This is a genomic window from Pseudomonas sp. M2, from assembly GCF_015751845.1.
Taxonomy (GTDB): domain Bacteria; phylum Pseudomonadota; class Gammaproteobacteria; order Pseudomonadales; family Pseudomonadaceae; genus Aquipseudomonas; species Aquipseudomonas putida_E.
Map to the genome: position 1 here is coordinate 3,602,241 of NZ_JADOUD010000001.1, position 23,646 is coordinate 3,625,886.

Genomic DNA, 23,646 nt, shown 5'->3' on the forward strand with positions numbered 1-23,646 from the left:
AAGCGAAGGCAGATTCGTACGGGGGGCGGGATTTTCTGATGGTTTGCGGCTTGAGGCTTGCAGCTTGAAAGTTGCCGCCGGGAAGCCGAGGTGTGCGCCGCCGCCGCTCTTCGCTATAATCGCCGCCTTGCTGTGCCCAGCGCGTGTGCATATTCACCTGGGCGCCTGACAAACCTCGGCTTTTACTTGGCCTGAAAGGATCACCATGTTCGAAAACCTGACCGACCGCCTGTCACAGACGCTGCGCCATGTCACCGGCAAGGCCAAGCTGACTGAAGACAACATCAAGGATACGTTGCGCGAAGTGCGCATGGCCCTGCTCGAGGCCGACGTTGCCCTGCCGGTGGTCAAGGATTTCGTCAACAGCGTCAAGGAGCGTGCAGTCGGCACCGAGGTGTCGCGCAGCCTGACCCCGGGCCAGGCGTTCGTGAAGATCGTCCAGGCCGAGCTGGAAAGCCTGATGGGTGCGGCCAACGAAGACCTCGCGCTCAATGCCGCCCCGCCTGCCGTGGTGCTGATGGCCGGTTTGCAGGGCGCGGGCAAGACCACCACCGCCGGTAAGCTGGCGCGCTTCCTCAAGGAGCGCAAGAAGAAGAGCGTGATGGTGGTTTCGGCCGACGTCTACCGCCCGGCTGCGATCAAGCAGCTGGAAACGCTGGCCAACGACATTGGCGTGACCTTCTTCCCGTCCGATATCAGCCAGAAGCCTGTGGCCATTGCCGAAGCGGCGATTCGCGAGGCCAAGCTCAAGTTCATCGACGTGGTCATTGTCGACACCGCCGGCCGTCTGCACATCGACGCCGACATGATGGACGAAATCAAGGCGCTGCATGCCGCGGTCAAGCCGGTTGAAACCCTGTTCGTGGTCGATGCCATGACCGGCCAGGACGCCGCCAATACCGCCAAGGCCTTCGGTGAAGCCCTGCCGCTGACCGGCGTGGTGCTGACCAAGGTCGACGGTGATGCCCGTGGCGGTGCCGCGCTTTCGGTACGTGCCATCACCGGCAAGCCGATCAAGTTCATCGGTATGGGTGAGAAAACCGAGGCTCTCGAGCCCTTCCACCCGGACCGTGTGGCGTCGCGCATCCTCGGCATGGGCGACGTGCTCAGCCTGATCGAGCAGGCCGAACAGACCATCGACAAGGCCAAAGCCGACAAGCTGGCCAAGAAGCTGAAGAAGGGCAAGGGCTTCGATCTCGAAGACTTCCGCGACCAGCTGCAACAGATGAAGAACATGGGTGGCCTGGGCGGCCTGATGGACAAGCTGCCGAGCATCGGCGGGGTCAACCTGTCGCAGATGGGCAATGCCCAGGGCGCAGCCGAGAAACAGTTCAAGCAGATGGAGGCGATCATCAACTCCATGACCCCGGCCGAGCGTCGCGATCCTGACCTGATCAGCGGTTCGCGCAAGCGCCGGATCGCCCTGGGTTCCGGTACCCAGGTGCAGGACATCGGGCGGCTGATCAAGCAGCACAAGCAGATGCAGAAGATGATGAAGAAATTCTCCGCCAAGGGCGGCATGGCCAAGATGATGCGCGGCCTGGGCGGGATGTTGCCTGGCGGCGGCATGCCGAAGCTGTAACCCTTATTCCGGGCGCTTGTCTTTTGAAGAATGAGCGCTCAGAACCCCCGCTGCGGCGGGGCAATGGCCACGCAATCCGTGGCTCAACCGGCAAATCTGGACGGCAGGGCGAGGCCTTGTCGAAAAAGTCATTTGCAAATGTCCGTGTATTCCCCGAGAATATGCGGCCTTTTGGGCACCCGTGTGCCTATTTGGCATTCAGATTTGCAGCACCGACTATAGGAACGATGTTCACATGGTAACCATCCGTCTTGCCCGTGGCGGCTCGAAAAAGCGCCCTTTCTACCACCTGACCGTGACCAACTCGCGTAACGCCCGTGACGGCCGTTTCGTTGAGCGCGTAGGTTTCTTCAACCCGATCGCTGCTGGCGCTGAAGTCAAGCTGTCGGTCAACCAGGAGCGCGTCAGCTACTGGCTGAGCCAAGGCGCACAGCCGTCTGAGCGTGTTGCTCAGCTGCTGAAGGACGCTGCCAAGGCCGCTGCCTGAGCAATATGAACGCGACGCCAGAAAAGGCTGACGACCTCATCGTCGTTGGCAAGATTTTTTCGGTTCACGGCGTTCGCGGCGAGGTGAAGGTGTATTCCTTTACCGATCCGATTGAAAACCTGTTGGATTATCCACGCTGGACGCTTCGGCACGAAGGCAAGGTAAAGCAGGTCGAGCTGGTCAGCGGTCGTGGCTCCCAAAAGGGCCTGGTCGTTAAACTGAAAGGCCTCGATGATCGTGATGAAGCGCGTCTTCTGAGCGGCTTCGAAATCTGCATCCCGCGGAGCCTTTTGCCCAACCTGGCCGCAGACGAGTACTACTGGTACCAACTGCAGGGCCTGAAGGTCATCAACCAGGACGAACAGCTGTTCGGCAAGGTCGATCACCTGTTGGAGACCGGTGCGAACGATGTAATGGTGGTCAAACCCTGCGCAGGCAGCCTGGATGATCGCGAGCGTCTGTTGCCCTATACGGCGCAATGTGTGCTGGCAATCGACCTGGAAGCAGGCGTGATGCGGGTTGAATGGGACGCGGACTTCTAAACGATGGGTAACCTTCGCGTAGACGTCATCACGTTGTTCCCCGAGATGTTCTCGGCCATCACTGAGTACGGCATTACCAGCCGCGCGGTAAAACAGGGGTTGCTTCAGGTGACCTGCTGGAACCCGCGGGACTACACCACAGATCGCCACCACACAGTGGATGATCGGCCGTTTGGCGGTGGCCCGGGCATGGTGATGAAAATCAAGCCTCTGGAAGACGCCCTGGTTAGCGCCAGGCAAGCGACCGGAGCATCGGCAAAGGTGATCTACCTTTCGCCGCAAGGCCGCAAGCTGACTCAGCAAGCGGTCAAAGGCCTGGCCGAACAGGAATCGCTGATCCTGATCGCCGGTCGTTATGAAGGCATCGACGAGCGCTTTATCGAGGCTCATGTCGATGAGGAGTGGTCGATTGGCGACTATGTGCTTTCCGGTGGCGAGCTGCCGGCCATGGTACTGATCGATGCGGTTACACGGCTGCTGCCCGGAGCTTTAGGGCATGTGGACTCGGCGGAGGAAGACTCCTTCACCGACGGTCTGCTCGATTGCCCGCACTACACCCGACCTGAGGTGTATGCGGATCAGCGTGTTCCCGACGTGTTGCTAAGTGGCAACCATGCACACATCCGGCGTTGGAGAATGAAGCAGTCCCTTGGTAGGACCTTCGAACGACGCGCCGATCTTCTGGAAAGTCGCTCGCTTTCTGGAGAAGAGAAGAAGCTGCTCGAGGAATATCTCCGCGAGCGGGACGATAGTTAAACGTATCGATGGTGGATCACGTATCCATCTTAGGAGCACAGCATGACCAACAAGATCATCCAGCAGCTCGAAGCCGAGCAGATGAGCAAGGAAATCCCGACCTTCGCACCAGGCGACACCATCGTCGTTCAGGTTAAAGTGAAGGAAGGTGAGCGTTCCCGTCTGCAGGCGTTCGAAGGCGTTGTTATCGCCAAGCGTAACCGCGGCCTGAACAGCGCTTTCACCGTGCGCAAAATCTCCAGCGGCGTTGGCGTTGAGCGTACCTTCCAGACCTACAGCCCGCAGATCGACAGCCTGGCCGTGAAACGTCGTGGTGACGTGCGTAAAGCCAAGCTGTACTACCTGCGCGACCTGTCCGGCAAAGCCGCTCGCATCAAGGAAAAACTGTCCTGAGTACAGTTTGCCCGGTGGCCCTGGCCGCCTAGCGAGAAAAAAGCAGCCTTCGGGCTGCTTTTTTGCGTTTTGAAACCCGAAAGAAGTGACGGACATGACCAGCCGAGACCAGGAAATTCAGCGCCGCACCGAGTTGTCGGTGACCCGCGTGACCAAAGCGGTGTTCCCCAACACCACCAACCACCACAACACCTTGTTCGGCGGCACTGCGCTGGCCTGGATGGACGAAGTGTCGTTCATCGCCGCTACGCGCTTCTGCCGGCTGCCGCTGGTGACCGTGTCCACAGACCGTATCGATTTCAAACACCCGATCCCGGCAGGCTCGATCGTCGAGCTGGTGGGAACGGTGATCAAGGTCGGCAACACCAGTTTGCAGGTTCAAGTGGACGTATTCGTCGAGAACATGTATCTGGATGGGCGCGAGCGGGCAATCCATGGTGTGTTCAGCTTTGTCGCCATCGACGAGGACAAGCGCCCGGTGCCGGTGTTGCCACAAGCTTGAAGGCTCAGCCCGGCGCGGCAGTCGTCTCGGTGACGGGGGCCGGTTCCACCAGCGCCACCAGGGTCCAGCCAGGTTGCGGCGCAAGCGGGTTCTCGGGGCTTGATACATGTACCCAGCCCTGGGCATCCCGGGCAAACAAAAGATGTGCGCGCTCGCCATGCAATGCCTGGTAATTGTCCCAGTCGAAGCCCTCGGTAAGGTTGGTGCTGTACAGTTCCGCGCCATGATGCAGCCGATTGGCCATTTGCTGGTAGGTCATCGGGCTTGAGCCCAGCAGTTGGCCACGGTGCTCTTCGCTGGCCCGGTGTTTGTCGCTGCGCTGCTTTTCCAGGCCGCTGGCCAGCACATACAAGCGGCCGTGGCCGAAGTCATGACGAAAGCGCGCACAGGCCAAGGCGTTGATCTCCCCGGCAGGCGACAGCCCCAGCAAATGGCCGAGGCCTACCAGGTCCAAGTGCGCGTCGGCATGCTGCGAAGCCGGGTTGCCAAAGTAGGTCGGCAGCCCCTCCATGCGTGCCGCACGAATGTTTTCCCAGCTCGAATCGGTCAGCAACACACGGCAACCCAGTTGCTGCAGTGCCTTGCCGATGGTGCGTGCGGGTTGGTTGGCGCCGACGATGAGAAAGCCGCTGGGCGCCGGCTCCGCCACCTTGAGCAGGCGCGCCAGGGGGCGGGCTGTAGCGCTCTGCAGCACGACAGTGCCGATGATCACGGCAAAGGTGAGCGGCACCAGTAGCAGTGCGTCCTGATGCCCGGCCTCATGCAGGCGGATGGCGAATATCGCCGACACTGCGGCGGCAACGATACCGCGTGGTGCGATCCAGGCCAGCAGGGCTCGTTCCCGCCAGTTCAACGAGGACCCCAGTGTTGACAGCAAGACATTCAGCGGCCGCGCCACCAGTTGGATCACCAACAGCAGTGCCAGTACGGCCGGGCCCAACCCCAGCAGGGCGTGCAGATCGAGCCGCGCGGCGAGCAGGATGAACAGGCCGGAGATCAGCAGTACGCTGAGGTTCTCCTTGAAGTGCAGGATCTGCCGTACATCGACGCCACGCATGTTGGCCAGCCACATGCCCATTACCGTCACCGCCAGTAGCCCGGACTCGTGAACGATCTGGTTGGCGGCGATGAAAATACCCAGAACGGCGGCCAGCGACGCCAGGTTGTGCAGGTATTCCGGCAGCCATTGCTCGCGCATGATCTGCCCCAGTAACCAGCCACCGGCGGCGCCCAAGGCGCTGCCGCAGAAGATCACCCCGGCAAAGGTCCCCAGGCTCTGGCTCAGGCCATCGCCATCGGCGCTGGCGATGATGAAGCTGTACACCACGACGGCGAGCAGGGCACCGATCGGGTCGATGACGATGCCTTCCCAGCGCAGGATGTTGGCAATGGTCGCCTTCGGCCGTACCACGCGCAGCATGGGCACGATGACCGTAGGGCCTGTCACCAGGGTCAAGGTGCCGAACAGGATCGCCAGCGGCCAGTCGAAACCCAGCAGCCAGTGTGTCGCCAGGGCGATCACCAGCCAGGTCGACAGGGCGCCGACGGTGACCAGGCGGTGCACCACGCTGCCGATGTCCCGCCATTGCGAGAGGTGCAGGGTCAGGCTGCCTTCGAACAGGATCAGTGCCACCGCCAGTGACACCAGCGGCATCAGCAGCGGGCCGAACAGCGCTTGCGGGTCGAGCCAGCCGAGCAACGGGCCGACCATTATCCCGGCCAGCAGCAGGAAGAGAATCGCTGGCAGCTTCAGGCGCCAGGCCAGCCACTGGCAGGCGAGGGCGGCGGCACCGATACCGCCCACACTGAGTAGGATCTGCTGTTCGTTCATGCGGGCTCCCTATGCCGGCGTTGTTATGAAAGACTAAGCGTCATTTCGTCGTTTGCCACCGAGTTTTCATGCCAGCCCTTGACCACCCCTTGATCGACCAGTTCCTTGATGCCCTGTGGCTGGAAAAAGGCCTTTCAGACAACACTCGCGTCTCTTATCGCAGTGACCTGGCGCTGTTCAATGGCTGGCTGCAGGATCACGGCCTGGCCTTGCCTGCCGCCGGTCGAGAGCTGATCCTCGATCACCTGGCCTGGCGTCTGGATCAAGGCTACAAACCGCGTTCCACTGCGCGTTTTCTCTCAGGTCTGCGTGGCTTTTTTCGCTACTTGCTGCGGGAAAAGCTCATTGCCGTCGATCCAACCCTGCAAATAGAGATGCCTCAGCTGGGCAAACCCTTGCCCAAGTCGTTGTCAGAAGCCGACGTCGAGGCCCTGTTGCAGGCCCCGGACCTTGGCGAAGCCATTGGCCAGCGCGACCGTGCCATGCTTGAAGTCCTGTACGCCTGTGGTCTGCGCGTTACCGAACTGGTCAGCCTTGCCCTGGACCAGGTGAACCTGCGCCAGGGCGTGCTGCGGGTGATGGGCAAGGGCAGCAAGGAGCGCTTGGTGCCGATGGGCGAAGAGGCGGTGCTGTGGCTGGAACGCTACCTGCGCGATGGCCGCGCCGAACTGCTCAGCGGGCGCCCGAGCGATGTGTTGTTCCCCAGCCTGCGCGGTGAGCAGATGACCCGCCAGACGTTCTGGCACCGCATCAAGCATCACGCGCGAGTTGCCGGCATCGACAAGCCGCTGTCACCGCACACCCTGCGGCACGCCTTCGCCACCCATCTGCTCAATCATGGTGCCGACCTGCGCGTGGTGCAGATGCTGCTGGGGCACAGCGACCTGTCGACCACACAAATCTATACCCACGTGGCCAAGGCCCGCCTGCAGCAACTGCACGCACAGCACCACCCGCGTGGATGAATGATTTTCATGTTCCGCCGGCCGGTACTCGCAGACCCCTTCACCGGTAGCGTGTTGTGGTAGGCTTGGGCGGTTTGCACCAAGGGCCGCACGGTCGCCGCGTTTTTGCGCAGGTGACGCCCTCCGGCCCCTGTCCGCCCTCAGGAGTTCCCATGCGCGTGACCCAGATTTTCGCCGCCGCCGCGTTGGCGCTGGCCAGTACCTTTGCCGTTGCCGCGGCGACCGACAGCAATGCCGCTGCCGAGCAGGCGATTCGCAAGTCGTTGCAGAACCTTGAGCTGGAAGTGCCGGTCGAGAGCGTGGCCAGCAGCCCGCTCAACGGCCTGTATGAAGTCAAGCTGCAGGGCGGCCGTGTGCTGTACGCCAGCGCCGATGGCCAGTTCGTCATGCAGGGCTACCTGTACCAGATCCAGGACGGCAAGCCGGTCAACCTGACCGAGAAGACCGAGCGCCAAGGCGTAGCCAAGCTCATCAATGGCATTCCAGCTGCCGAGATGGTGGTTTATCCTGCCAAGGGCCAGACCAAGTCGCACATCACCGTGTTCACCGACACCACCTGCCCGTATTGTCACAAGCTGCACGCCGAAGTGCCGGAGCTCAACCGTCGCGGTATCGAAGTGCGCTATGTCGCCTTCCCGCGCCAGGGCCTCGGCTCGCCGGGTGACGAGCAGTTGCAGGCCGTGTGGTGCTCCAGTGACCGCCGCGCAGCGCTGGACAAGATGATCGACGGCAAGGAAATCAAGGCTGCCAAATGCGCCAACCCGGTCGGCAAGCAGTTCCAGCTGGGCCAGTCGATCGGCGTCAACGGCACGCCGGCGATCGTGCTCGAAAACGGCCAGGTGATTCCAGGTTATCAACCGGCACCGCAAGTGGCCAAACTGGCCCTGGCCGGCCAGCAGCAGGCCGCCAAGTAAATCATTCAGTACGCCGTCGTCATGGGGTGACGGCATGTTTCACGGTCGGCGCAGGTGCCGGCCGTTCAATGGGGAGTTCACAGTGAAACCGGTCAAAGTAGGCATCTGTGGGTTGGGGACCGTCGGTGGCGGAACCTTCAATGTACTTCAGCGCAACGCCGAGGAGATTGCCCGCCGTGCCGGGCGCGGTATTGAAGTGGCACAGATCGCCATGCGCTCGCCGAACCCGAACTGCCAGATTACCGGTACCCCCATTACCGCTGATGTGTTCGACGTTGCGAGCAACCCGGAGATCGACGTTGTCATCGAGCTGATCGGTGGCTACACCATCGCCCGCGACCTGGTGCTCAAGGCCATCGAAAACGGCAAGCACGTGGTGACTGCCAACAAGGCGCTGATCGCCGTTCACGGCAACGAAATTTTCGCCAAAGCCCGTGAGAAGGGCGTGATCGTTGCGTTCGAAGCCGCAGTGGCCGGTGGCATCCCGGTGATCAAGGCGATCCGCGAAGGCCTGTCGGCCAACCGCATCAACTGGCTGGCCGGGATCATCAACGGCACCGGCAACTTCATCCTCACCGAGATGCGTGAAAAAGGCCGCGCCTTCCCCGACGTGCTGGCCGAAGCGCAGGCGCTGGGTTATGCCGAAGCCGACCCGACCTTTGACGTGGAAGGTATCGATGCTGCGCACAAGCTGACCATCCTGGCGTCCATCGCCTTTGGCATCCCGCTGCAGTTCGACAAGGCCTACACCGAAGGCATCACCCAGCTGACCACTGCCGACGTGAACTACGCCGAAGCCCTGGGCTACCGCATCAAGCACCTGGGTGTAGCCCGCCGCACTGCCGAAGGCATCGAGCTGCGCGTGCACCCGACGCTGATCCCGAGCGATCGCCTGATCGCCAACGTAAACGGCGTGATGAACGCCGTGATGGTCAATGGCGATGCGGCCGGCTCGACCTTGTATTACGGTGCCGGCGCCGGCATGGAGCCCACGGCTTCCTCGGTGGTCGCCGACCTGGTTGACGTGGTCCGCGCCATGACCTGCGACCCGGAAAACCGCGTGCCGCACCTGGCCTTCCAGCCGGACTCGCTGTCGGCGCACCCGATTCTGCCGATCGAAGCTTGCCAGAGCGCCTACTACCTGCGCATCCATGCCAAGGACCACCCGGGCGTGCTGGCTCAGGTGGCGAGCATCCTGTCGGAGCGCGGCATCAACATCGAGTCGATCATGCAGAAAGAAGTCGAGGAACAGGACGGCCTGGTGCCGATGATCCTGCTGACCCACCGTGTGGTCGAGCAGAGCATCAACGACGCCATCGTTGCTCTGGAAGCCTTGCAGGACGTGGTCGGCAAGGTCGTGCGCATCCGCGTCGAACAGCTCAACTAAGCGGCAAGCTTCAAGCTGCAAGCTGCAAGAAAAAGCAGTTCGGTGTTGGGGCTTCTAACAGTTTAAATTTGCGGCAAGGGCAGTGCAGCGCGTAAGAAAAATGCCGAGCAGCTTTTTCTTGGCGCTTGCAGCTTGCAACTTGCCGCTCGAACCGAAGGTTTGCATATGCGCTATATCAGCACCCGCGGCCAGGCACCGGCCCTGAATTTCGAAGACGTCCTGCTGGCTGGCCTGGCCAGCGATGGCGGCCTGTACGTGCCAGAGAACCTCCCACGCTTCACCCAGGAAGAAATCGCTTCCTGGGCAGGCCTGCCGTATCACGAACTGGCCTTCCGTGTGATGCGCCCGTTCGTCGAGGGCAGCATTGCCGACGCCGATTTCAAGAAGATCCTGGAAGAGACCTACGGCGAGTTCGCCCACGCTGCGGTCGCTCCGCTGCGCCAGCTGAACAGCAACGAGTGGGTTCTTGAGCTGTTCCACGGCCCGACGCTGGCCTTCAAGGACTTCGCCCTGCAGCTGCTCGGGCGTCTGCTCGACCACGTACTGGCCAAGCGCAACGAGCGCGTGGTGATCATTGGCGCCACCAGTGGCGACACCGGCTCGGCCGCCATCGAAGGCTGCCGTCGCTGCGACAACGTCGACATCTTCATCCTTCATCCGCATCAGCGTGTGTCGGAAGTTCAGCGCCGTCAGATGACCACCATCTTCGGCGACAACATCCACAACATCGCCATCGAAGGCAACTTCGATGACTGCCAGGAGATGGTCAAGGCCAGCTTCGCCGACCAGTCGTTCCTCAAAGGCACCCGCCTGGTCGCAGTCAACTCGATCAACTGGGCGCGGATCATGGCCCAGATCGTCTACTACTTCCACGCTGCCCTGCAGCTCGGTGGCCCGGCGCGTTCGGTGGCGTTCTCGGTGCCGACCGGCAACTTTGGCGACATCTTCGCCGGCTACCTGGCACGCAACATGGGCCTGCCGGTCAGCCAGCTGGTGGTTGCCACCAACCGCAACGACATCCTGCACCGCTTCATGAGCGGCAACCAGTACGTCAAGGAAACCCTGCACGCGACCTTGTCGCCGTCGATGGACATCATGGTTTCGTCCAACTTCGAGCGCTTGTTGTTCGACCTCCACGGTCGCAACGGTGCCGCTATCGGCGAACTGATGGCCAACTTCAAGCAGGGCGGCGGTTTCAGCGTCGACCAGGACCGCTGGACAGAGGCGCGCAAGCTGTTCGACTCGCTGGCAGTGAGCGACGAGCAGACTTGCGAGACCATCGCCGAGGTCTTCGCCAGCACAGGTGAAGTGCTCGACCCGCATACCGCGATTGGCGTAAAGGCCGCGCGCGAATGCCGTCGCAGCCTGGATACCCCTATGGTGGTGCTGGGCACTGCGCACCCGGTCAAGTTCCCGGAGGCTGTGGAGAAAGCGGGCGTCGGCAAGGCGCTGGAGCTGCCTGCGCACCTGAGCGACCTGTTCGGCCGTGAGGAGCGCTGCACGGTGCTGGCCAACGACCTCAAGGCAGTCCAGGCCTTCGTCAGCCAGCACGGTAATCGCGGCAAGCCGCTTTAATCGTGATGAGAGGGGCCGCTGCGCGGCCCCTTTTTTAGATTTTTCCCCGGTTTCATTCAGACTTTTCCTATGTAAAACGCGTTGAGCGCTGCATACAGTGGCCCGTCCTTCCCTCAGGAGCGGCTCATGCATCAGCCCTACGTGTTGATTCACCAGGCTCGGCCTTCCCACCAGATTCTCCTGCATCAGGCGTGCAATGCCCTGGGCGTTTTCGATGTGCGCATCACCCATGATCTGGTTGACCTCAATGCCTGCCTGGCACGCAAGCGCGGTGCCGATCTGCTTATCCTCGACCATGCGATGAAAGGCGGCCAGGCCCTGCTCGAACGCCTGGAGCGCAACCGCTGTTCACGCGCTTTGCTTTTCGTCGGCTGTGCCAGCAAGCACCGGCCCAACCTTGCCGAGCAAGCTCGCGAGCGTGGCCTCTGGGTGCTGGCCGACCTGCCCTGGCCGCTACCGGTGCGGCGTTGGCAGCAGGCCTTGCAGCGTATTCAAACGGTCACATCACCCACGCATGCTCACTGAAACAGCTGCAGCGCAACGAACTTTCCGCTGCGCTTGCTGGTCAGTTCCTTCATATACCACCACGCAGCGAGTGATCCGGATGGAAAGAATCTGCAGACTGCTTAATGACGCCCTGAGCCCCTATCAGACCCAGCTAGGCACCGCCGATGCCATTGGCAACCGGCAACTCACCGTTTTCGACAGCCTCGGTGGCATTACCTTGCGCCGAACGGTCAGCCAGCGCCAGTTGCAGGAGCAAAGCCTGCTGATCGACCTGGTCGATGGCCTTCACCGTGACCTGCAGATAGCCGAGGGGCGCCTGCAGCCCTGTGTCATCGCCGCGTTGCAGCAACGTCAGCATCCTCAAGGAACCTTTGCCTGAGTGGCGCATCAGAGACAGTAGGGCAGCCAGCCAGCACACAGCTCCGGTGATGGCGGGTTGTCGCGGGAAGTCCATGAGGACTTTCGATTGGCCCCGGGCGTCCTCCCCAGCGTCCCGGGGTTTCTTTTTACCGCCCTTCGAAAAAATGCTTGCTCTGTTCCAGGTATTCTTCTTGCAGCTCCGGATCCAGCCATTTGGCGTAAAGCGCGGGCAGGGTGTCCCGGCGTAGCGGGGGCAGCAGTTGGTCTATATGCGCGACCGCTGCGTGCCCCAAGGGGGAATCGGAGCAGCCCACATGCAGGAACTGGTAGCGGTTCACCCCTTGTATCGGGTGAAACTGGTACTCATCGAGCGAGCCGCCTTGCTGCTGGATCAGGTAGCGCACTTCCGGCCAGTAGCCGAGCACCAGTTGCAGGCGCCCCAGGCGCTGCATCTGCAGCAGATTGGCAGTGGCATCGTTACCATAGTGGCGGCTGAGGACTGCGTCGGGGAGCTGGTGCAGGATCTCGTCGATCTGTGTGTTGTAGCTGCGTCCGGCGACGATGCCAAGCTGCAGTTGCGTGTCGCTCAACAAGCGTTTGAGGTCAACCTGCGCACCATCCAGAAACGGTGCCAGCAGAGATCCGGCTTGCTTGCGTACGACCAGGCCACCGCTCATCGCCCCCAGCACCGGTTCGGAGAAATGCACGAACTTCGCACGCTCCGGTGTCCACAGCATGGTCGGATCGCAGGTGAAGCTGGTAGGGTCCTGCAGCATCTGTATGCCGCGCGCCCGAGTGACCCGTACGATGTCGTGGTCGTACTCGGGCATCTGTTCGATCAGCAGCGCCAGCATCCGGTCGATCGCACCTTGGCCCTTGGCCGCACCCTCCAGGATGGTGAAGGGCGGCAGGTCGCGGACCAGCCATATCAGGCGTTCCTTGGCCTGCACTGGCGCGATGGCCATGGCGAGCAGCAGCCCGCACAGCAGGGACAGGAACGCGCGCACGGGCGGGGGCGACCTCAGACCGTGCCTGCCTGGCGCAAGCTGGCGATGGCGGCGGCGTCATAACCCAGGGTGCCAAGCAGGGCATCGGTGTGCTCGCCCAGCGCCGGGCCTACCCACTCGGCCGAGCCGGGTGTTTCGGACAGCTTGGGTACAATGCCTGGCATCTTGAACGCTTTACCGTCTGGCAGGCGGGCCTGCAGGAACATCTCGCGGGCCAGGTACTGCGGGTCGTTGAACATGTCTTCTGCCGAGTAGATTCGGCTTGCCGGCACTTCGGCGGCTGTCAGTACCTGCATCACCTGCTCCAGGGGCAGGCTGTTGGCCCAGCGGTCGATCACCCCGTACAGTTCGTCACGCCGCGCATCGCGGCCATCATTGCTGGCCAGCGTCGGGTCGTCGGCCAGGTCGTTACGGCCGATGGCCTGCATGAAACGTTTGAATATCGCATCGCCATTGGCACCGATCTGCACGTGCTTGCCGTCGGCGCTGGTGTGGATGGAAGAGGGCGTGATGCCCGGCATGATGTTGCCGGTGCGTTCGCGAATGAAGCCAAACACATCGAACTCGGGGACCATGCTTTCCATCATGGCGAAGATTGCCTCGTACAGCGCCACGTCCACCACCTGGCCCTGGCCGCCGTTGACCTCGCGGTGGCGCAGCGCCATCAGTGCGCCGATCACGCCCCACAATGCAGCGATCGAGTCGCCGATGGAGATGCCGGTGCGCACCGGTGGGCGGTCATCGAAGCCGGTGATATAGCGCAGGCCACCCATAGACTCGCCTACGGCGCCGAAGCCTGGCTGATCCTTCATCGGCCCGGTCTGGCCGAAGCCTGACAGGCGCACCATCACCAGTTTCGGGTTGAGCTCATGCAGCACATCCCAGCCCAGGCCGAGCTTTTCCAGCACGCCCGGGCGAAAGTTCTCGATGAGAATGTCGGCCTCGGCCAGCAGCCGCTTGAGGATCTCGCGACCATCGGGATGCTTGAGGTTCAGCGTCAGTGACTGCTTGTTGCGCGCCTGCACGAACCACCACAGCGAAGTACCCTCGTACAGCTTGCGCCATTTGCGCAGCGGGTCACCGCCGTCGGGCGACTCGACCTTGATCACCTCGGCGCCGAACTCGGCGCAGATGCGCGAAGCGAACGGGCCAGCGATCAGGGTGCCAAGCTCGATGACTTTCAGGCCGGCGAGGGGTTTGCTGGGCGTAGGCATGGGGCATCCGTGGCAATTGGGCAGAACCGTGGTTTTATCATAGGTCGGTAGCGGCAGATACTGCTGCGGCGCAACGAAGATCAGGATCGGGTAGACTGTGTGACTTTTCTTTGCGCAAGTAGCCCTTCGACCATGGCCCAGCCGTCCACCACCTACAAATTCGAACTGAATCTGACCGATCTCGATCGCGGCGTGTACGAAAGCGTCAAGCAGACCATCGCCCGTCATCCTTCGGAAACCGAAGAGCGCATGGCCGTGCGGCTGTTGGCCTACGCACTCTGGTACAACGAGAATCTGTCGTTCGGCCGCGGCCTGTCGGATGTCGACGAGCCTGCCCTGTGGGAAAAGAGCCTGGACGACCGCGTACTGCACTGGATCGAAGTGGGCCAGCCGGACGCTGATCGCCTGACCTGGTGTTCGCGCCGTACCGAGCGCACCAGCCTGCTGGCCTACGGCAGCCTGCGTGTATGGGAGAGCAAGGTGGTTGGCGCGGTCAAGAACCTGAAGAACCTGAACATCGCCGCTGTGCCGCAAGAGGTGCTCGAGGTGCTTGCCACGGACATGCCGCGCAGCATTAAGTGGGACGTGATGATCAGTGAAGGCACAGTGTTCGTCACTGATGACCGTGGCCAGCACGAAGTGCAGCTGCAGTGGCTGCTCGGTGAGCGTGGCTGAGCCAACCGACCCATGCGTATCGAACCCCGCCCGCTGCCGCCGACCCTGCCGTTTCTCGGTAACCTGCCACCTTTGCTGACCCGCCTGTATGCCGCCCGCGGCGTGCAGTCCGAGGCCGAGCTGGACAAGAGCCTGGCGCGGCTGTTGCCCTACCAGCAGCTCAAGGGCATCGATGCCGCTGTAGACTTGCTGGTCGAAGCGCTCGACCAGCGCCAGCGCATCATCATCGTCGGCGATTTCGATGCCGACGGTGCCACCGCCAGTACTGTCGGCGTGCTTGGCCTGCGTCTGCTGGGCGCGGCCCATGTCGACTACCTGGTGCCCAACCGTTTCGAATATGGCTATGGCCTGACCCCGGAGATCGTCGAGGTGGCGCTGCAGCGCCAGCCGCAATTGCTGATCACGGTCGACAACGGCATTTCCAGTGTCGAGGGTGTGGCGGCAGCCAAAGCGGCCGGGCTCAAAGTGCTGGTCACCGACCACCACCTGCCGGGCCAGCAATTGCCGGACGCCGACGCTATCGTCAACCCGAACCAGCCAGGTTGCGACTTCCCAAGCAAGTCGCTGGCCGGCGTCGGGGTGATCTTCTACGTGCTGATGGCCTTGCGCGCGCGCCTGCGCAGCCTGGGGCGCTACCAGACGCAAGCACAACCGAACATCGGTGAACTGCTCGACCTGGTCGCGCTGGGCAGCGTAGCCGACGTGGTGCCGCTGGATGCCAACAACCGCATCCTCGTGCATCAGGGCCTGGAGCGCATCCGTGCCGGCCGGGCGCGGCCGGGGCTGAAGGCGATTCTGGAGGTGGCACGTCGCGATCACCGGCGTATCAGCTCCGCTGACCTGGGCTTCATTCTAGGCCCGCGGCTCAATGCCGCCGGGCGCCTGGACGACATGAGCCTGGGTATCGAGTGCCTGTTGTGCGAGGACGAGGCGCTGGCCCTGGACATGGCACAGCAGCTCGATGGCCTGAACCAGGACCGCAAGTCGATCGAGCAGGGCATGCAGCGCGAAGCGTTGGCCCAGCTCAAGGATTTGCCGGTCGAGTCCATGCCTTACGGCCTATGCCTGTTCGATGCCGAATGGCACCAAGGTGTGATCGGGATCCTCGCCTCACGCCTGAAAGAGCGTTACCACCGGCCTACCATCGCCTTCGCCGATGCTGGTGACGGCATGCTCAAGGGCTCGGCGCGGTCGGTACCGGGCTTTCACATCCGTGATGCGCTGGATGCAGTGGCAGCGCGCCATCCGCAGTTGATCAGCAAGTTTGGCGGCCATGCCATGGCCGCGGGCCTCTCGCTACCTGAAGGCAATTTCTCCGCGTTTGCCGAGGCGTTCGACGAAGAAGTACGGCGCCAGCTGCGTGAAGAAGACCTCACCGGGCGCCTGCTGTCGGATGGCAGCCTAGCGGTCGAGGAGTTCCACCTTGACCTGGCCAAGGCCTTGCGCCACGCCGGGCCCTGGGGGCAGCACTTCCCCGAACCGCTGTTCCATGGGGTGTTCCAGTTGGTCGAGCAGCGCGTGGTCGGCGAGCGCCACCTTAAAGTGGTGCTCAAGAGCGAATGTGGTTCGGTACGCCTGGATGGCATTGCCTTCGGCATCGACCGCGAGGTTTGGCCGAACCCGACCGTGCGTTGGGTGGAGCTTGCCTACAAGCTGGATGTTAACGAGTTTCGAGGTAATGAAAGTGTGCAGTTGATGATTGCGCATATGGAGCCGCGCTGAGGAGCCTACAAGTGCCTGACTTGGTCTTTGCGGGGGCGGCGCTCGGTTTCCCTGGCGCCGCAAACCTACCGGTAAAGACCTAAGCTCTCTGACACTTTAGCCATCAGGAAGAAGTTAGCCTGTCATGCCTAACTCTGCATCATCCATCAGTGCCTTGGCCATGGCACTGAGGTAATGGGATGCCCAGATCATCATCGGTTTTTCATCCATCAGGCCAATGATGGTCAGCTCTCGTACATAGCCCATCAATTCCGAGGCCTGCTCACGGGCATCGCGGCAGGGAATCCCTGGCTCGATGCGGAACAGTGGGTGAGTCTGGTGTTCACCCTGAAAGAAGGTGGTCTTCCCTACAGTAAAGTGGGTGTCGTCTGTGGTCATCGAATTCCCTCCTGAAGTTTCTCGATTGCCTGTTCTGGCCTCTTTGTGGGCAAGCCAGCTCCCACAGGTCATCTGCAAGTTTTGAGGTCTGCGATGCCCCTGTGGCCGCGGGTTTACCCGCGAAGAGGCCAGTGAATCCAGCCTCAATGCAGGGTAGTAGTACGCTCCACGGCCAATGACAGCGCATCCGCTTGGCCCCAGGCAATCTGCAGGGCACGCAGCCCATTCACAAGCGATTCCCGGGAGCTGTCATCTTCGACGGCATCGAGGACTCGATGGCAGTGGTTGTAAGCGAGCATCAGGTAATGGGTGACGTTCATCAACACGTGATCGATTGGCACGATGCCATCGCTCACGGCGTTGGTCAGGGTCTTGTCGGAGGGAAGGTCGAAATGGTGGGGCGGATCGGGGACTAGTTTTTTCATAGTGAAAGACTCGTAAGGTTACTGATTGACCGACCTGTCCGATTCCACACGGATGGGTGGCAGTTGTACGCGGTGTGGAATCCAGGCTACGAGTAAACCCGGTAGGCTTTGCGGCCTCCCGCGCACAACTGCCATGACGACAGCAACTCAGTAATTGACAGGATTCCACTCCCGGACGCCAAACATCAGCGACACGAAAAGCCTAAAGGGTGGGGTTTCCAGGGACAATCAGCCGCGAGTCGACAGGATTCGTAGGATATTTTCCTGATCTAGGTATCGCTAGCTTATATGTGTAGGAAACATCTGAAGCGCGCGTCAGAGCAGTCAACAATCCCATCGAACCTCCCTCCCACCAATCTGGTCTAGTCTGATTAATGACCGGCACCGGGCCAGGGATGTGCACTTGAATGCCCGGGCCGGATCACCATTGGAGTCCTTGGGAGGTGCCCTCATGAGCCTGCTGCTCGAGCCTTACACCCTGCGTCAGCTGACGTTGCCCAACCGCATCGCCGTCTCGCCGATGTGCCAGTATTCCGCTGTCGATGGCCTGGCCAACGACTGGCACCTTGTCCATTTGGGTAGCCGCGCCGTCGGTGGTGCCGGGCTGGTCATCACCGAAGCGGTCGCTGTGACCGCCGATGGCCGGATCACTGCCGAGGACCTTGGTCTGTGGAACGATGAACAGGTCGCCCCACTGCAACGCATCACCCGCTTCATCACCGCGCAGGGCGCCGTGCCGGGCATCCAGCTGGCCCACGCCGGGCGCAAGGCCAGCACCCATCGCCCCTGGCTGGGCAAGCATGGCAGCGTCAAGATCGAGGAAGGAGGCTGGCAGCCGGTGGGGCCGTCGAAAATTGCCTTCGACCCTGAACACACGGCACCGCGTGAGTTGAGCAAAGACGAGATCCAGGATGTTGTAGCCGAGTTTGTCAAAGCCACCGAACGGGCATTGCAAGCGGGCTTCAAGGTAGTCGAGATCCACGCCGCCCATGGCTACCTGCTGCATCAGTTCCTCTCGCCGCTAAGCAATCAGCGCCGTGACGAATATGGCAGCTGTTTCGAAAACCGCATCCGCCTTACGCTGCAGGTGACCGAGGCGGTGCGTAAGGTTTGGCCGAAGGAACTGCCGTTGTTCGTTCGCGTGTCGGCGACCGACTGGGTGGAAGACGGCTGGAACCCCGACGAAACAGTAGAACTGGCCCGTCGCCTGCGAGCGCTCGGAGTCGACTTGATCGATGTGTCCTCCGGCGGTACTTCGATGAATGCCGAAATCCCCACCGGCCCCGGCTACCAGACCCGCTTCGCCGAGCGTGTACGCAAGGAATCGGAAATCGCCACCGGTACGGTGGGCATGATCACCGAACCGGCCCAGGCTGAACACATCCTGCGCACCGGGCAGGCCGACCTGATCTTCCTCGCCCGCGAGCTGCTGCGCGACCCTTACTGGCCGTTGCATGCCGATGATGACCTGGGCGGTAACAGGGCTACGTGGCCGGCGCAGTATCAACGGGCTACCAGCCGGGCGAATCCGATACATGAGTCGGATCTGCGGGACTGATTGACCACCTCAGCTGTAAGCGGCCTTGCTCAGAATATCGCTGACCCACTGATTGATGCTTTTTTCCGCCAGCTCGGCCTTTGCGGCCACGCTGGCGTGAAGGGTGGGCTCAAGGCGCAGACTCAGCTTCCCCGAATAGGTCTTTTGCGGCTCACGGCCAAGGCGTTTACAGGTTTCGAGATAGTCATCAACGGCCTCCTCGAATGCTTGTCGCAATTCACTGATCGATTCGCCGTGAAAACCAATCACGTCACGTATGCCCGCAACGTGTCCAATCAGCAACTGGTCCTCGTCACTGTATTCGATTCTTGCGGCATAGCCGCGGTAGGTCATGACATTCATGGTGTTACTCCGGCCTGCTCAAGGAACTGGCGGGCGTCGCGCAATTGATAGGTTTTGGCATGTTTGTCCGGGTGAGGCCGATGGAAGGTGGCAACGGCCCCATTGAGCTCAAAGCGAACTCGCGAACCTCGACCTTCGATGACATTTGCGCCAGCTGATCTCAACAGTGACTCCAGCCGGACCCATTCCAAGGTCTTGGGCACTGGTTTCCTGAAAATGGCTTCAAGGGCCGATCTTTGATGATTATTCATGGTATCAGACTATGATACCAGTCGTTTTTTTCAAAACAGCCGGACTGTAGGAGATAGGGGACCGTGCTTGAAGGAAAGGTCCTAGGTATTCATGCGAGGACGATCGCCACTTTGTACCGGCCTCCTTGCTGACTTGTCTCAGGAGAGGCCGGTAGCTTCACATCACGTTCAATGCTTGATCATCACGTGCCGCACGCAGGTGTAATCCTCCAACCCATACATCGACATGTCCTTCCCATACCCTGAATGCTTCTGCCCGCCATGGGGCATTTCGCTGACCAGCATGAAGTGGGTATTGACCCAGGTGCAGCCATACTGCAACCGTGCCGCCAGGCGGTGGGCGCGGCCTGTGTCGCGGGTCCACACCGACGAAGCCAGGCCGTACTCCGAGTCGTTGGCCCATTCCAGCGCCTGTGCTTCGTCGGTGAAGCGCGTTACCGACACCACCGGGCCAAACACTTCGTGGCGCACGATCTCGTCATCCTGCAGCGCATCGGCCAGCACCGTTGGCTCGAAGAAGAAGCCATCCCCCGGTAGTGCCTTGCCCCCGGTGACCAGGCGAATGTGCGGCTGGGCGATGGCGCGCCCGACCAGGCCGGCCACCTTGTCACGGTGCTGGGCGCTGATCAGCGGGCCGAGTTCGGTGTCTTCGGCATCCTGCAGGCCGGTTTTAAGGCTGGCCACGGCTTTGCCGAGGCGTTCGACGAAGCGTTCGTAGATGCCGGCCTGCACATACAGGCGGCAGGCCGCGGTGCAGTCCTGGCCTGCGTTGTAGAAACCGAAGGTGCGGATACCGTCGATGGCGGCATCGATGTCGGCATCGTCGAACACCAGCACAGGCGCCTTGCCGCCCAGTTCCATGTGCATGCGCTTAACGCTGCCCGCCGTGGCGCCGATGATGTGCGCGCCGGTAGGGATCGAGCCAGTCAGCGAGACCATACGCACCTTGGGGTGGGTAACCAGTGGGTTGCCGACCGTCTGGCCGCGGCCGAAGAGGATGTTGAGCACGCCGGCAGGCAGTACGTCCTTGGCCAGTTCGCCGAGGCGCAGGGCGGTCAGCGGGGTCAGCTCGGACGGTTTTATGACCACGGTATTGCCAGCGGCCAAGGCTGGGGCGATCTTCCACGCCAGCATCATCAGTGGATAGTTCCAGGGTGCGATCGAGGCCACTACGCCCAGCGGGTCGCGGCGGATCATCGAGGTGTGCCCTGGCAGGTATTCACCGGCCGCCGAGCCACCGAGGCAGCGGGCGGCGCCGGCAAAATAGCGCAGCACATCGGCGATGGCCGGTATTTCGTCGTTCAGGGCCGCAGCGAAGGGTTTGCCACAATTTTGCGACTCCAGCCTGGCCAGTTCATCGGCATGCGCCTCAATCGTGTCGGCCAGCGCCAGCAGGGCCAGCGAGCGCTCTTTAGGGCTGGTCTGCGACCAGCTGTCGAAGGCATGGTCGGCGCCACGCACCGCCGTATCGACCTGGGCCTCGGTGGCTTCGTTGATCTGTGCCAAGGCACTGCCTTCAGCGGGGTTGAGCACAGTCCAGACCGGGCCATCGCCTGCGACCAGGCGACCGTTGATCAGCATGTTGGTTTGCATCGGGGGCTCCTGTTGTGTCTGCGGCCGGCGCCTGGGCGGCTGCGTTTGGGGGCGTGGTCGGGCAGTCATCCAGACCGCAGTGTTGCGATTGCTACCAGCCTGGGGTGCTTGTGACGATCTCGAGTCTAGTTGGCTTTTTGCCTGCCAATGCAACATCCGGAAGCAAATCCACGGGTGGCCCTTGGCCTTGCAAGCCTTACTCTGGACGTTACTTTCCGCTGCGTGGAGACATGCGAATGAATACTCGGGGTCTGCTCGATCAACTGCTCAAATCCGGCCAGGAACTGTTGAACAAACAGTCCGGCGCAGGCAAGCCGGCCACAGGCTCAGGAGGCTTGGGCAGCCTGCTTTCCGGCGCCGGGGGCGGGGCGCTTGGGGCTGGCGCCCTGGGCTTGCTGTTGGGCAGCAAGAAGGCGCGCAAGTACGGGGGCAAAGTGATCACCTACGGCGGCCTCGCCGCGCTCGGCGTGCTGGCCTACAAGGCCTATGGCAACTGGCAGGCCCGCCAGGGCGCAGGGCAGGGGACCGAACCGCAAACCCTCGATCGCCTGCCGCCGGCCCAGGTCGAGCAGCATAGCCAGGCGGTATTGCGGGCGTTGGTGGCGGCGGCCAAATCCGATGGCCACATCGACGAGCGCGAGCGCGCGCTGATCGAAGGCGAATTCACCCGCCTGGACAGCGACCGCGAACTGCAGCACTGGTTGCACGCCGAGCTGAACAAGCCACTGGACCCGGCCGAAGTCGCGCGCGCCGCACAAACGCCGGAAATGGCCGCCGAGATGTACCTGGCCAGCCTGATGATGGTCGATCAGGAGAACTTCATGGAGCGTGCATACCTGGACGAACTGGCCCGCCAGCTTCGCCTGGACCCGGCGTTGCGCCAGGAACTGGAGAGCCAGGCCCGACTTGCCGCAGGTCAATGACGGGTAAATGGCCTGGCCATCAGGCAGGGATGCCTGGTTAACCCCGCATATTCAGCCGCATAAGCGTAGGAAGCCTGGGCTATACTTCGGCGATTTTTCCCGCTCGTTGTGAATTCCTGAGGGCTGAATGTGAAGAACTGGACCTTGCGCCAACGGATCCTGGCAAGTTTCGCCGTGATCATCGCCATCATGTTGCTGATGGTCGTAGCTGCTTACTCGCGGCTGGTGGCGATCGAAAGTGCCGAGGAGGCAGTAGGTACCGACAGCATTCCGGGGGTCTACTACAGTTCGATGATCCGCAGTGCCTGGGTCGACAGCTACGTCACCAGCCAGCAGCTGGTGGGGTTGTCCGACCACCGCGAGATCACGGCAGCCGACATGGAGCTGTTCAAAAGCTTCGACGAACGCCTCAAGCAACACCTGGCCAGCTACCAAGGCACCATTCACGACAAGGACGACCAGGCCCATTTCGACACCTTTCTCCAGATGGAGGCAAACTACACCCATGTCATCGGCCAGGTGATGGAAGCCTATCGACGGCAGGATTATGCCGAGGCAGAGCGGTTGATCAAGGACGTTCTGACACCGGTCTGGTCGCAGGGGCGCAATCATCTCAACACGATGATCGAGTACAACCGCGAAGCCGCCGACGCCGCTAACCACGAGATTGTCGGTGCCGTGAGCACCGCCAAAGGCAGCATGATCGTTTCGCTGTTGTTGGCGATCGTCGCGGCGGGCATCTGCGGCCTGCTGCTGATGCGCGCCATCACCGCCCCCGTACAGCGCGTGGTGCATGCCCTCGACAAGCTGCGCTCGGGCGACTTGAGCATGCGCCTGAGCCTGGACCGCAAGGACGAGTTCGGCGCCATCGAAAGCGGCTTCAACGAGATGGCCGAGGCGCTGGCCAAGCTGGTGTCCCAGGCCCAGCGCTCTTCGGTACAGGTGACCACATCGGTCACTGAAATTGCGGCCACCTCCAAGCAACAGCAGGCCACCGCCACCGAAACCGCTGCGACCACCACCGAGATTGGTGCCACCTCGCGTGAGATTGCCGCGACCTCGCGCGACCTGGTGCGCACCATGACCGAAGTCACCAGTGCCGCCGACCAGGCTTCGAGCCTGGCAGGTTCCGGCCAGCAGGGCCTGGCGCGCATGGAGGACACCATGCACCAGGTCATGGGCGCAGCCGACCTGGTCAATGCCAAGCTGGCGATCCTCAACGAAAAGGCCAGCAACATCACGCAGATGGTGGTGACCATCGTCAAGGTCGCCGACCAGACCAACCTGCTTTCGCTCAATGCCGCCATCGAAGCGGAAAAGGCCGGTGAGTACGGGCGCGGCTTTGCCGTCGTGGCCACCGAGGTGCGGCGCCTGGCGGACCAGACGGCCGTGGCCACCTACGACATCGAGCAGATGGTTCGGGAAATCCAGTCGGCGGTATCGGCAGGGGTCATGGGCATGGACAAGTTTTCCGAAGAAGTGCGCCGTGGCATGTTCGAAGTGCAGCAGGTGGGCGAACAGCTGAGCCAGATCATCCATCAGGTACAGGCGCTGGCGCCGCGGGTGTTGATGGTCAACGAAGGCATGCAGGCCCAGGCTACCGGTGCCGAGCAGATCAACCAGGCACTGGCCCAGCTCAGCGATGCCAGCACGCAGACGGTGGAATCGCTGCGCCAGGCCAGCTTCGCCATCGACGAGTTGAGCCAGGTGGCCGCGGGCCTGCGCGGTGGTGTATCGCGCTTCAAAGTCTGACCGCC

At 61.9% G+C, this 23,646-nt stretch carries 25 protein-coding genes; 17 read left to right on the forward strand and 8 right to left on the reverse strand.

What is annotated here, in order from left to right:
• Positions 1-205: 205 nt before the first annotated feature.
• The 6 genes from ffh (at position 206) to IWW33_RS16690 (ending at position 4,262) form a co-directional block, all read left to right on the forward strand.
• Positions 206-1,582 carry a signal recognition particle protein gene (ffh, locus tag IWW33_RS16665; RefSeq protein WP_046784370.1) on the forward strand — a complete coding sequence of 459 codons (1,377 nt, stop codon included), beginning with the start codon at positions 206-208 and terminating at the stop codon, positions 1,580-1,582.
• A 235-nt stretch (positions 1,583-1,817) separates the two neighbouring features.
• Positions 1,818-2,069, forward strand: coding sequence for a 30S ribosomal protein S16 (gene rpsP / locus IWW33_RS16670; RefSeq protein WP_012315971.1), 252 nt, complete (start codon positions 1,818-1,820; stop codon positions 2,067-2,069).
• A gap of 5 nt (positions 2,070-2,074) precedes the next feature.
• Positions 2,075-2,611 (forward strand): ribosome maturation factor RimM, encoded by a 537-nt coding sequence (gene rimM / locus IWW33_RS16675; RefSeq protein ID WP_012315970.1) that lies wholly within the window; start codon positions 2,075-2,077, stop codon positions 2,609-2,611.
• 3 nt (positions 2,612-2,614) lie between these two features.
• A complete protein-coding gene (gene trmD, locus IWW33_RS16680; RefSeq protein WP_008094486.1) occupies positions 2,615-3,367 on the forward strand; it encodes a tRNA (guanosine(37)-N1)-methyltransferase TrmD in 753 nt (250 codons plus the stop codon).
• A 42-nt stretch (positions 3,368-3,409) separates the two neighbouring features.
• Complete coding sequence (gene rplS / locus IWW33_RS16685; RefSeq protein ID WP_008094487.1) at positions 3,410-3,760, forward strand: 50S ribosomal protein L19; 351 nt, start codon at positions 3,410-3,412, stop codon at positions 3,758-3,760.
• 94 nt (positions 3,761-3,854) lie between these two features.
• Positions 3,855-4,262 (forward strand): acyl-CoA thioesterase, encoded by a 408-nt coding sequence (locus IWW33_RS16690; protein ID WP_012315969.1) that lies wholly within the window; start codon positions 3,855-3,857, stop codon positions 4,260-4,262.
• Between the two features lie 4 nt (positions 4,263-4,266).
• On the opposite strand, the gene IWW33_RS16695 is transcribed toward IWW33_RS16690, so the two are convergent.
• Positions 4,267-6,093, reverse strand: a complete 1,827-nt coding sequence (locus IWW33_RS16695; RefSeq protein ID WP_119687691.1) for a sodium:proton antiporter — start codon at positions 6,091-6,093, stop codon at positions 4,267-4,269.
• Positions 6,094-6,161: 68 nt separating this feature from the next.
• On the opposite strand from IWW33_RS16695, the gene xerD reads away from it, so the two are divergent.
• The 6 genes from xerD to IWW33_RS16725 all read left to right on the forward strand — a co-directional run bounded on the left by xerD (position 6,162) and on the right by IWW33_RS16725 (position 11,820).
• On the forward strand, positions 6,162-7,058 hold the full coding sequence (gene xerD / locus IWW33_RS16700) for a site-specific tyrosine recombinase XerD (protein WP_039603504.1): 897 nt from the start codon (positions 6,162-6,164) through the stop codon (positions 7,056-7,058).
• A 152-nt stretch (positions 7,059-7,210) separates the two neighbouring features.
• Positions 7,211-7,972 (forward strand): bifunctional protein-disulfide isomerase/oxidoreductase DsbC, encoded by a 762-nt coding sequence (gene dsbC / locus IWW33_RS16705; protein ID WP_012315966.1) that lies wholly within the window; start codon positions 7,211-7,213, stop codon positions 7,970-7,972.
• Positions 7,973-8,054: 82 nt separating this feature from the next.
• Positions 8,055-9,359 carry a homoserine dehydrogenase gene (locus IWW33_RS16710; RefSeq protein WP_046784366.1) on the forward strand — a complete coding sequence of 435 codons (1,305 nt, stop codon included), beginning with the start codon at positions 8,055-8,057 and terminating at the stop codon, positions 9,357-9,359.
• A gap of 165 nt (positions 9,360-9,524) precedes the next feature.
• On the forward strand, positions 9,525-10,934 hold the full coding sequence (thrC, locus tag IWW33_RS16715) for a threonine synthase (RefSeq protein WP_046784365.1): 1,410 nt from the start codon (positions 9,525-9,527) through the stop codon (positions 10,932-10,934).
• A gap of 126 nt (positions 10,935-11,060) precedes the next feature.
• Positions 11,061-11,459 carry a histidine kinase gene (locus IWW33_RS16720; RefSeq protein ID WP_012315963.1) on the forward strand — a complete coding sequence of 133 codons (399 nt, stop codon included), beginning with the start codon at positions 11,061-11,063 and terminating at the stop codon, positions 11,457-11,459.
• A 79-nt stretch (positions 11,460-11,538) separates the two neighbouring features.
• Positions 11,539-11,820 carry a DUF3509 domain-containing protein gene (locus IWW33_RS16725; protein WP_080765825.1) on the forward strand — a complete coding sequence of 94 codons (282 nt, stop codon included), beginning with the start codon at positions 11,539-11,541 and terminating at the stop codon, positions 11,818-11,820.
• Between the two features lie 127 nt (positions 11,821-11,947).
• Here IWW33_RS16725 and IWW33_RS16730 read toward each other — a convergent pair whose 3' ends face one another.
• Together IWW33_RS16730 and IWW33_RS16735 are read right to left on the reverse strand one after the other, a co-directional pair.
• On the reverse strand, positions 11,948-12,808 hold the full coding sequence (locus IWW33_RS16730; RefSeq protein WP_196996955.1) for a TIGR02285 family protein: 861 nt from the start codon (positions 12,806-12,808) through the stop codon (positions 11,948-11,950).
• A gap of 14 nt (positions 12,809-12,822) precedes the next feature.
• Positions 12,823-14,022, reverse strand: a complete 1,200-nt coding sequence (locus IWW33_RS16735; protein WP_046784362.1) for a CaiB/BaiF CoA-transferase family protein — start codon at positions 14,020-14,022, stop codon at positions 12,823-12,825.
• A gap of 132 nt (positions 14,023-14,154) precedes the next feature.
• Here IWW33_RS16735 and IWW33_RS16740 point away from each other — a divergent pair, with 132 nt between their 5' ends.
• On the forward strand, positions 14,155-14,697 hold the full coding sequence (locus IWW33_RS16740) for a YaeQ family protein (protein ID WP_046784361.1): 543 nt from the start codon (positions 14,155-14,157) through the stop codon (positions 14,695-14,697).
• 12 nt (positions 14,698-14,709) lie between these two features.
• Entirely contained in the window at positions 14,710-16,419 is a 1,710-nt protein-coding gene (gene recJ / locus IWW33_RS16745) for a single-stranded-DNA-specific exonuclease RecJ (RefSeq protein WP_174142357.1), read from the forward strand.
• 114 nt (positions 16,420-16,533) lie between these two features.
• Here recJ and IWW33_RS16750 read toward each other — a convergent pair whose 3' ends face one another.
• Positions 16,534-16,797 carry a DUF3077 domain-containing protein gene (locus IWW33_RS16750; protein WP_115274004.1) on the reverse strand — a complete coding sequence of 88 codons (264 nt, stop codon included), beginning with the start codon at positions 16,795-16,797 and terminating at the stop codon, positions 16,534-16,536.
• A gap of 143 nt (positions 16,798-16,940) precedes the next feature.
• Positions 16,941-17,222: a hypothetical protein gene (locus IWW33_RS16755; RefSeq protein WP_115274005.1), complete on the reverse strand. Its 282-nt coding sequence runs from the start codon at positions 17,220-17,222 to the stop codon at positions 16,941-16,943.
• A 451-nt stretch (positions 17,223-17,673) separates the two neighbouring features.
• Here IWW33_RS16755 and IWW33_RS16760 point away from each other — a divergent pair, with 451 nt between their 5' ends.
• Complete coding sequence (locus IWW33_RS16760) at positions 17,674-18,780, forward strand: NADH:flavin oxidoreductase/NADH oxidase (protein WP_012315955.1); 1,107 nt, start codon at positions 17,674-17,676, stop codon at positions 18,778-18,780.
• 9 nt (positions 18,781-18,789) lie between these two features.
• Here IWW33_RS16760 and IWW33_RS16765 read toward each other — a convergent pair whose 3' ends face one another.
• The 3 genes from IWW33_RS16765 to IWW33_RS16775 all read right to left on the reverse strand — a co-directional run bounded on the left by IWW33_RS16765 (position 18,790) and on the right by IWW33_RS16775 (position 20,966).
• Positions 18,790-19,122 (reverse strand): type II toxin-antitoxin system HicB family antitoxin, encoded by a 333-nt coding sequence (locus tag IWW33_RS16765; protein WP_012315954.1) that lies wholly within the window; start codon positions 19,120-19,122, stop codon positions 18,790-18,792.
• Positions 19,119-19,373 (reverse strand): type II toxin-antitoxin system HicA family toxin, encoded by a 255-nt coding sequence (locus IWW33_RS16770; RefSeq protein WP_115274007.1) that lies wholly within the window; start codon positions 19,371-19,373, stop codon positions 19,119-19,121. The genes IWW33_RS16765 and IWW33_RS16770 overlap by 4 nt, the downstream gene beginning before the upstream one ends.
• A gap of 168 nt (positions 19,374-19,541) precedes the next feature.
• Positions 19,542-20,966 (reverse strand): gamma-aminobutyraldehyde dehydrogenase, encoded by a 1,425-nt coding sequence (locus IWW33_RS16775; protein ID WP_174142358.1) that lies wholly within the window; start codon positions 20,964-20,966, stop codon positions 19,542-19,544.
• 236 nt (positions 20,967-21,202) lie between these two features.
• Here IWW33_RS16775 and IWW33_RS16780 point away from each other — a divergent pair, with 236 nt between their 5' ends.
• Together IWW33_RS16780 and IWW33_RS16785 are read left to right on the forward strand one after the other, a co-directional pair.
• Positions 21,203-21,889 (forward strand): tellurite resistance TerB family protein, encoded by a 687-nt coding sequence (locus IWW33_RS16780; protein WP_115274009.1) that lies wholly within the window; start codon positions 21,203-21,205, stop codon positions 21,887-21,889.
• A gap of 129 nt (positions 21,890-22,018) precedes the next feature.
• Positions 22,019-23,641: a methyl-accepting chemotaxis protein gene (locus IWW33_RS16785; RefSeq protein WP_046784354.1), complete on the forward strand. Its 1,623-nt coding sequence runs from the start codon at positions 22,019-22,021 to the stop codon at positions 23,639-23,641.
• The last annotated feature ends 5 nt before the right edge of the window (positions 23,642-23,646 follow it).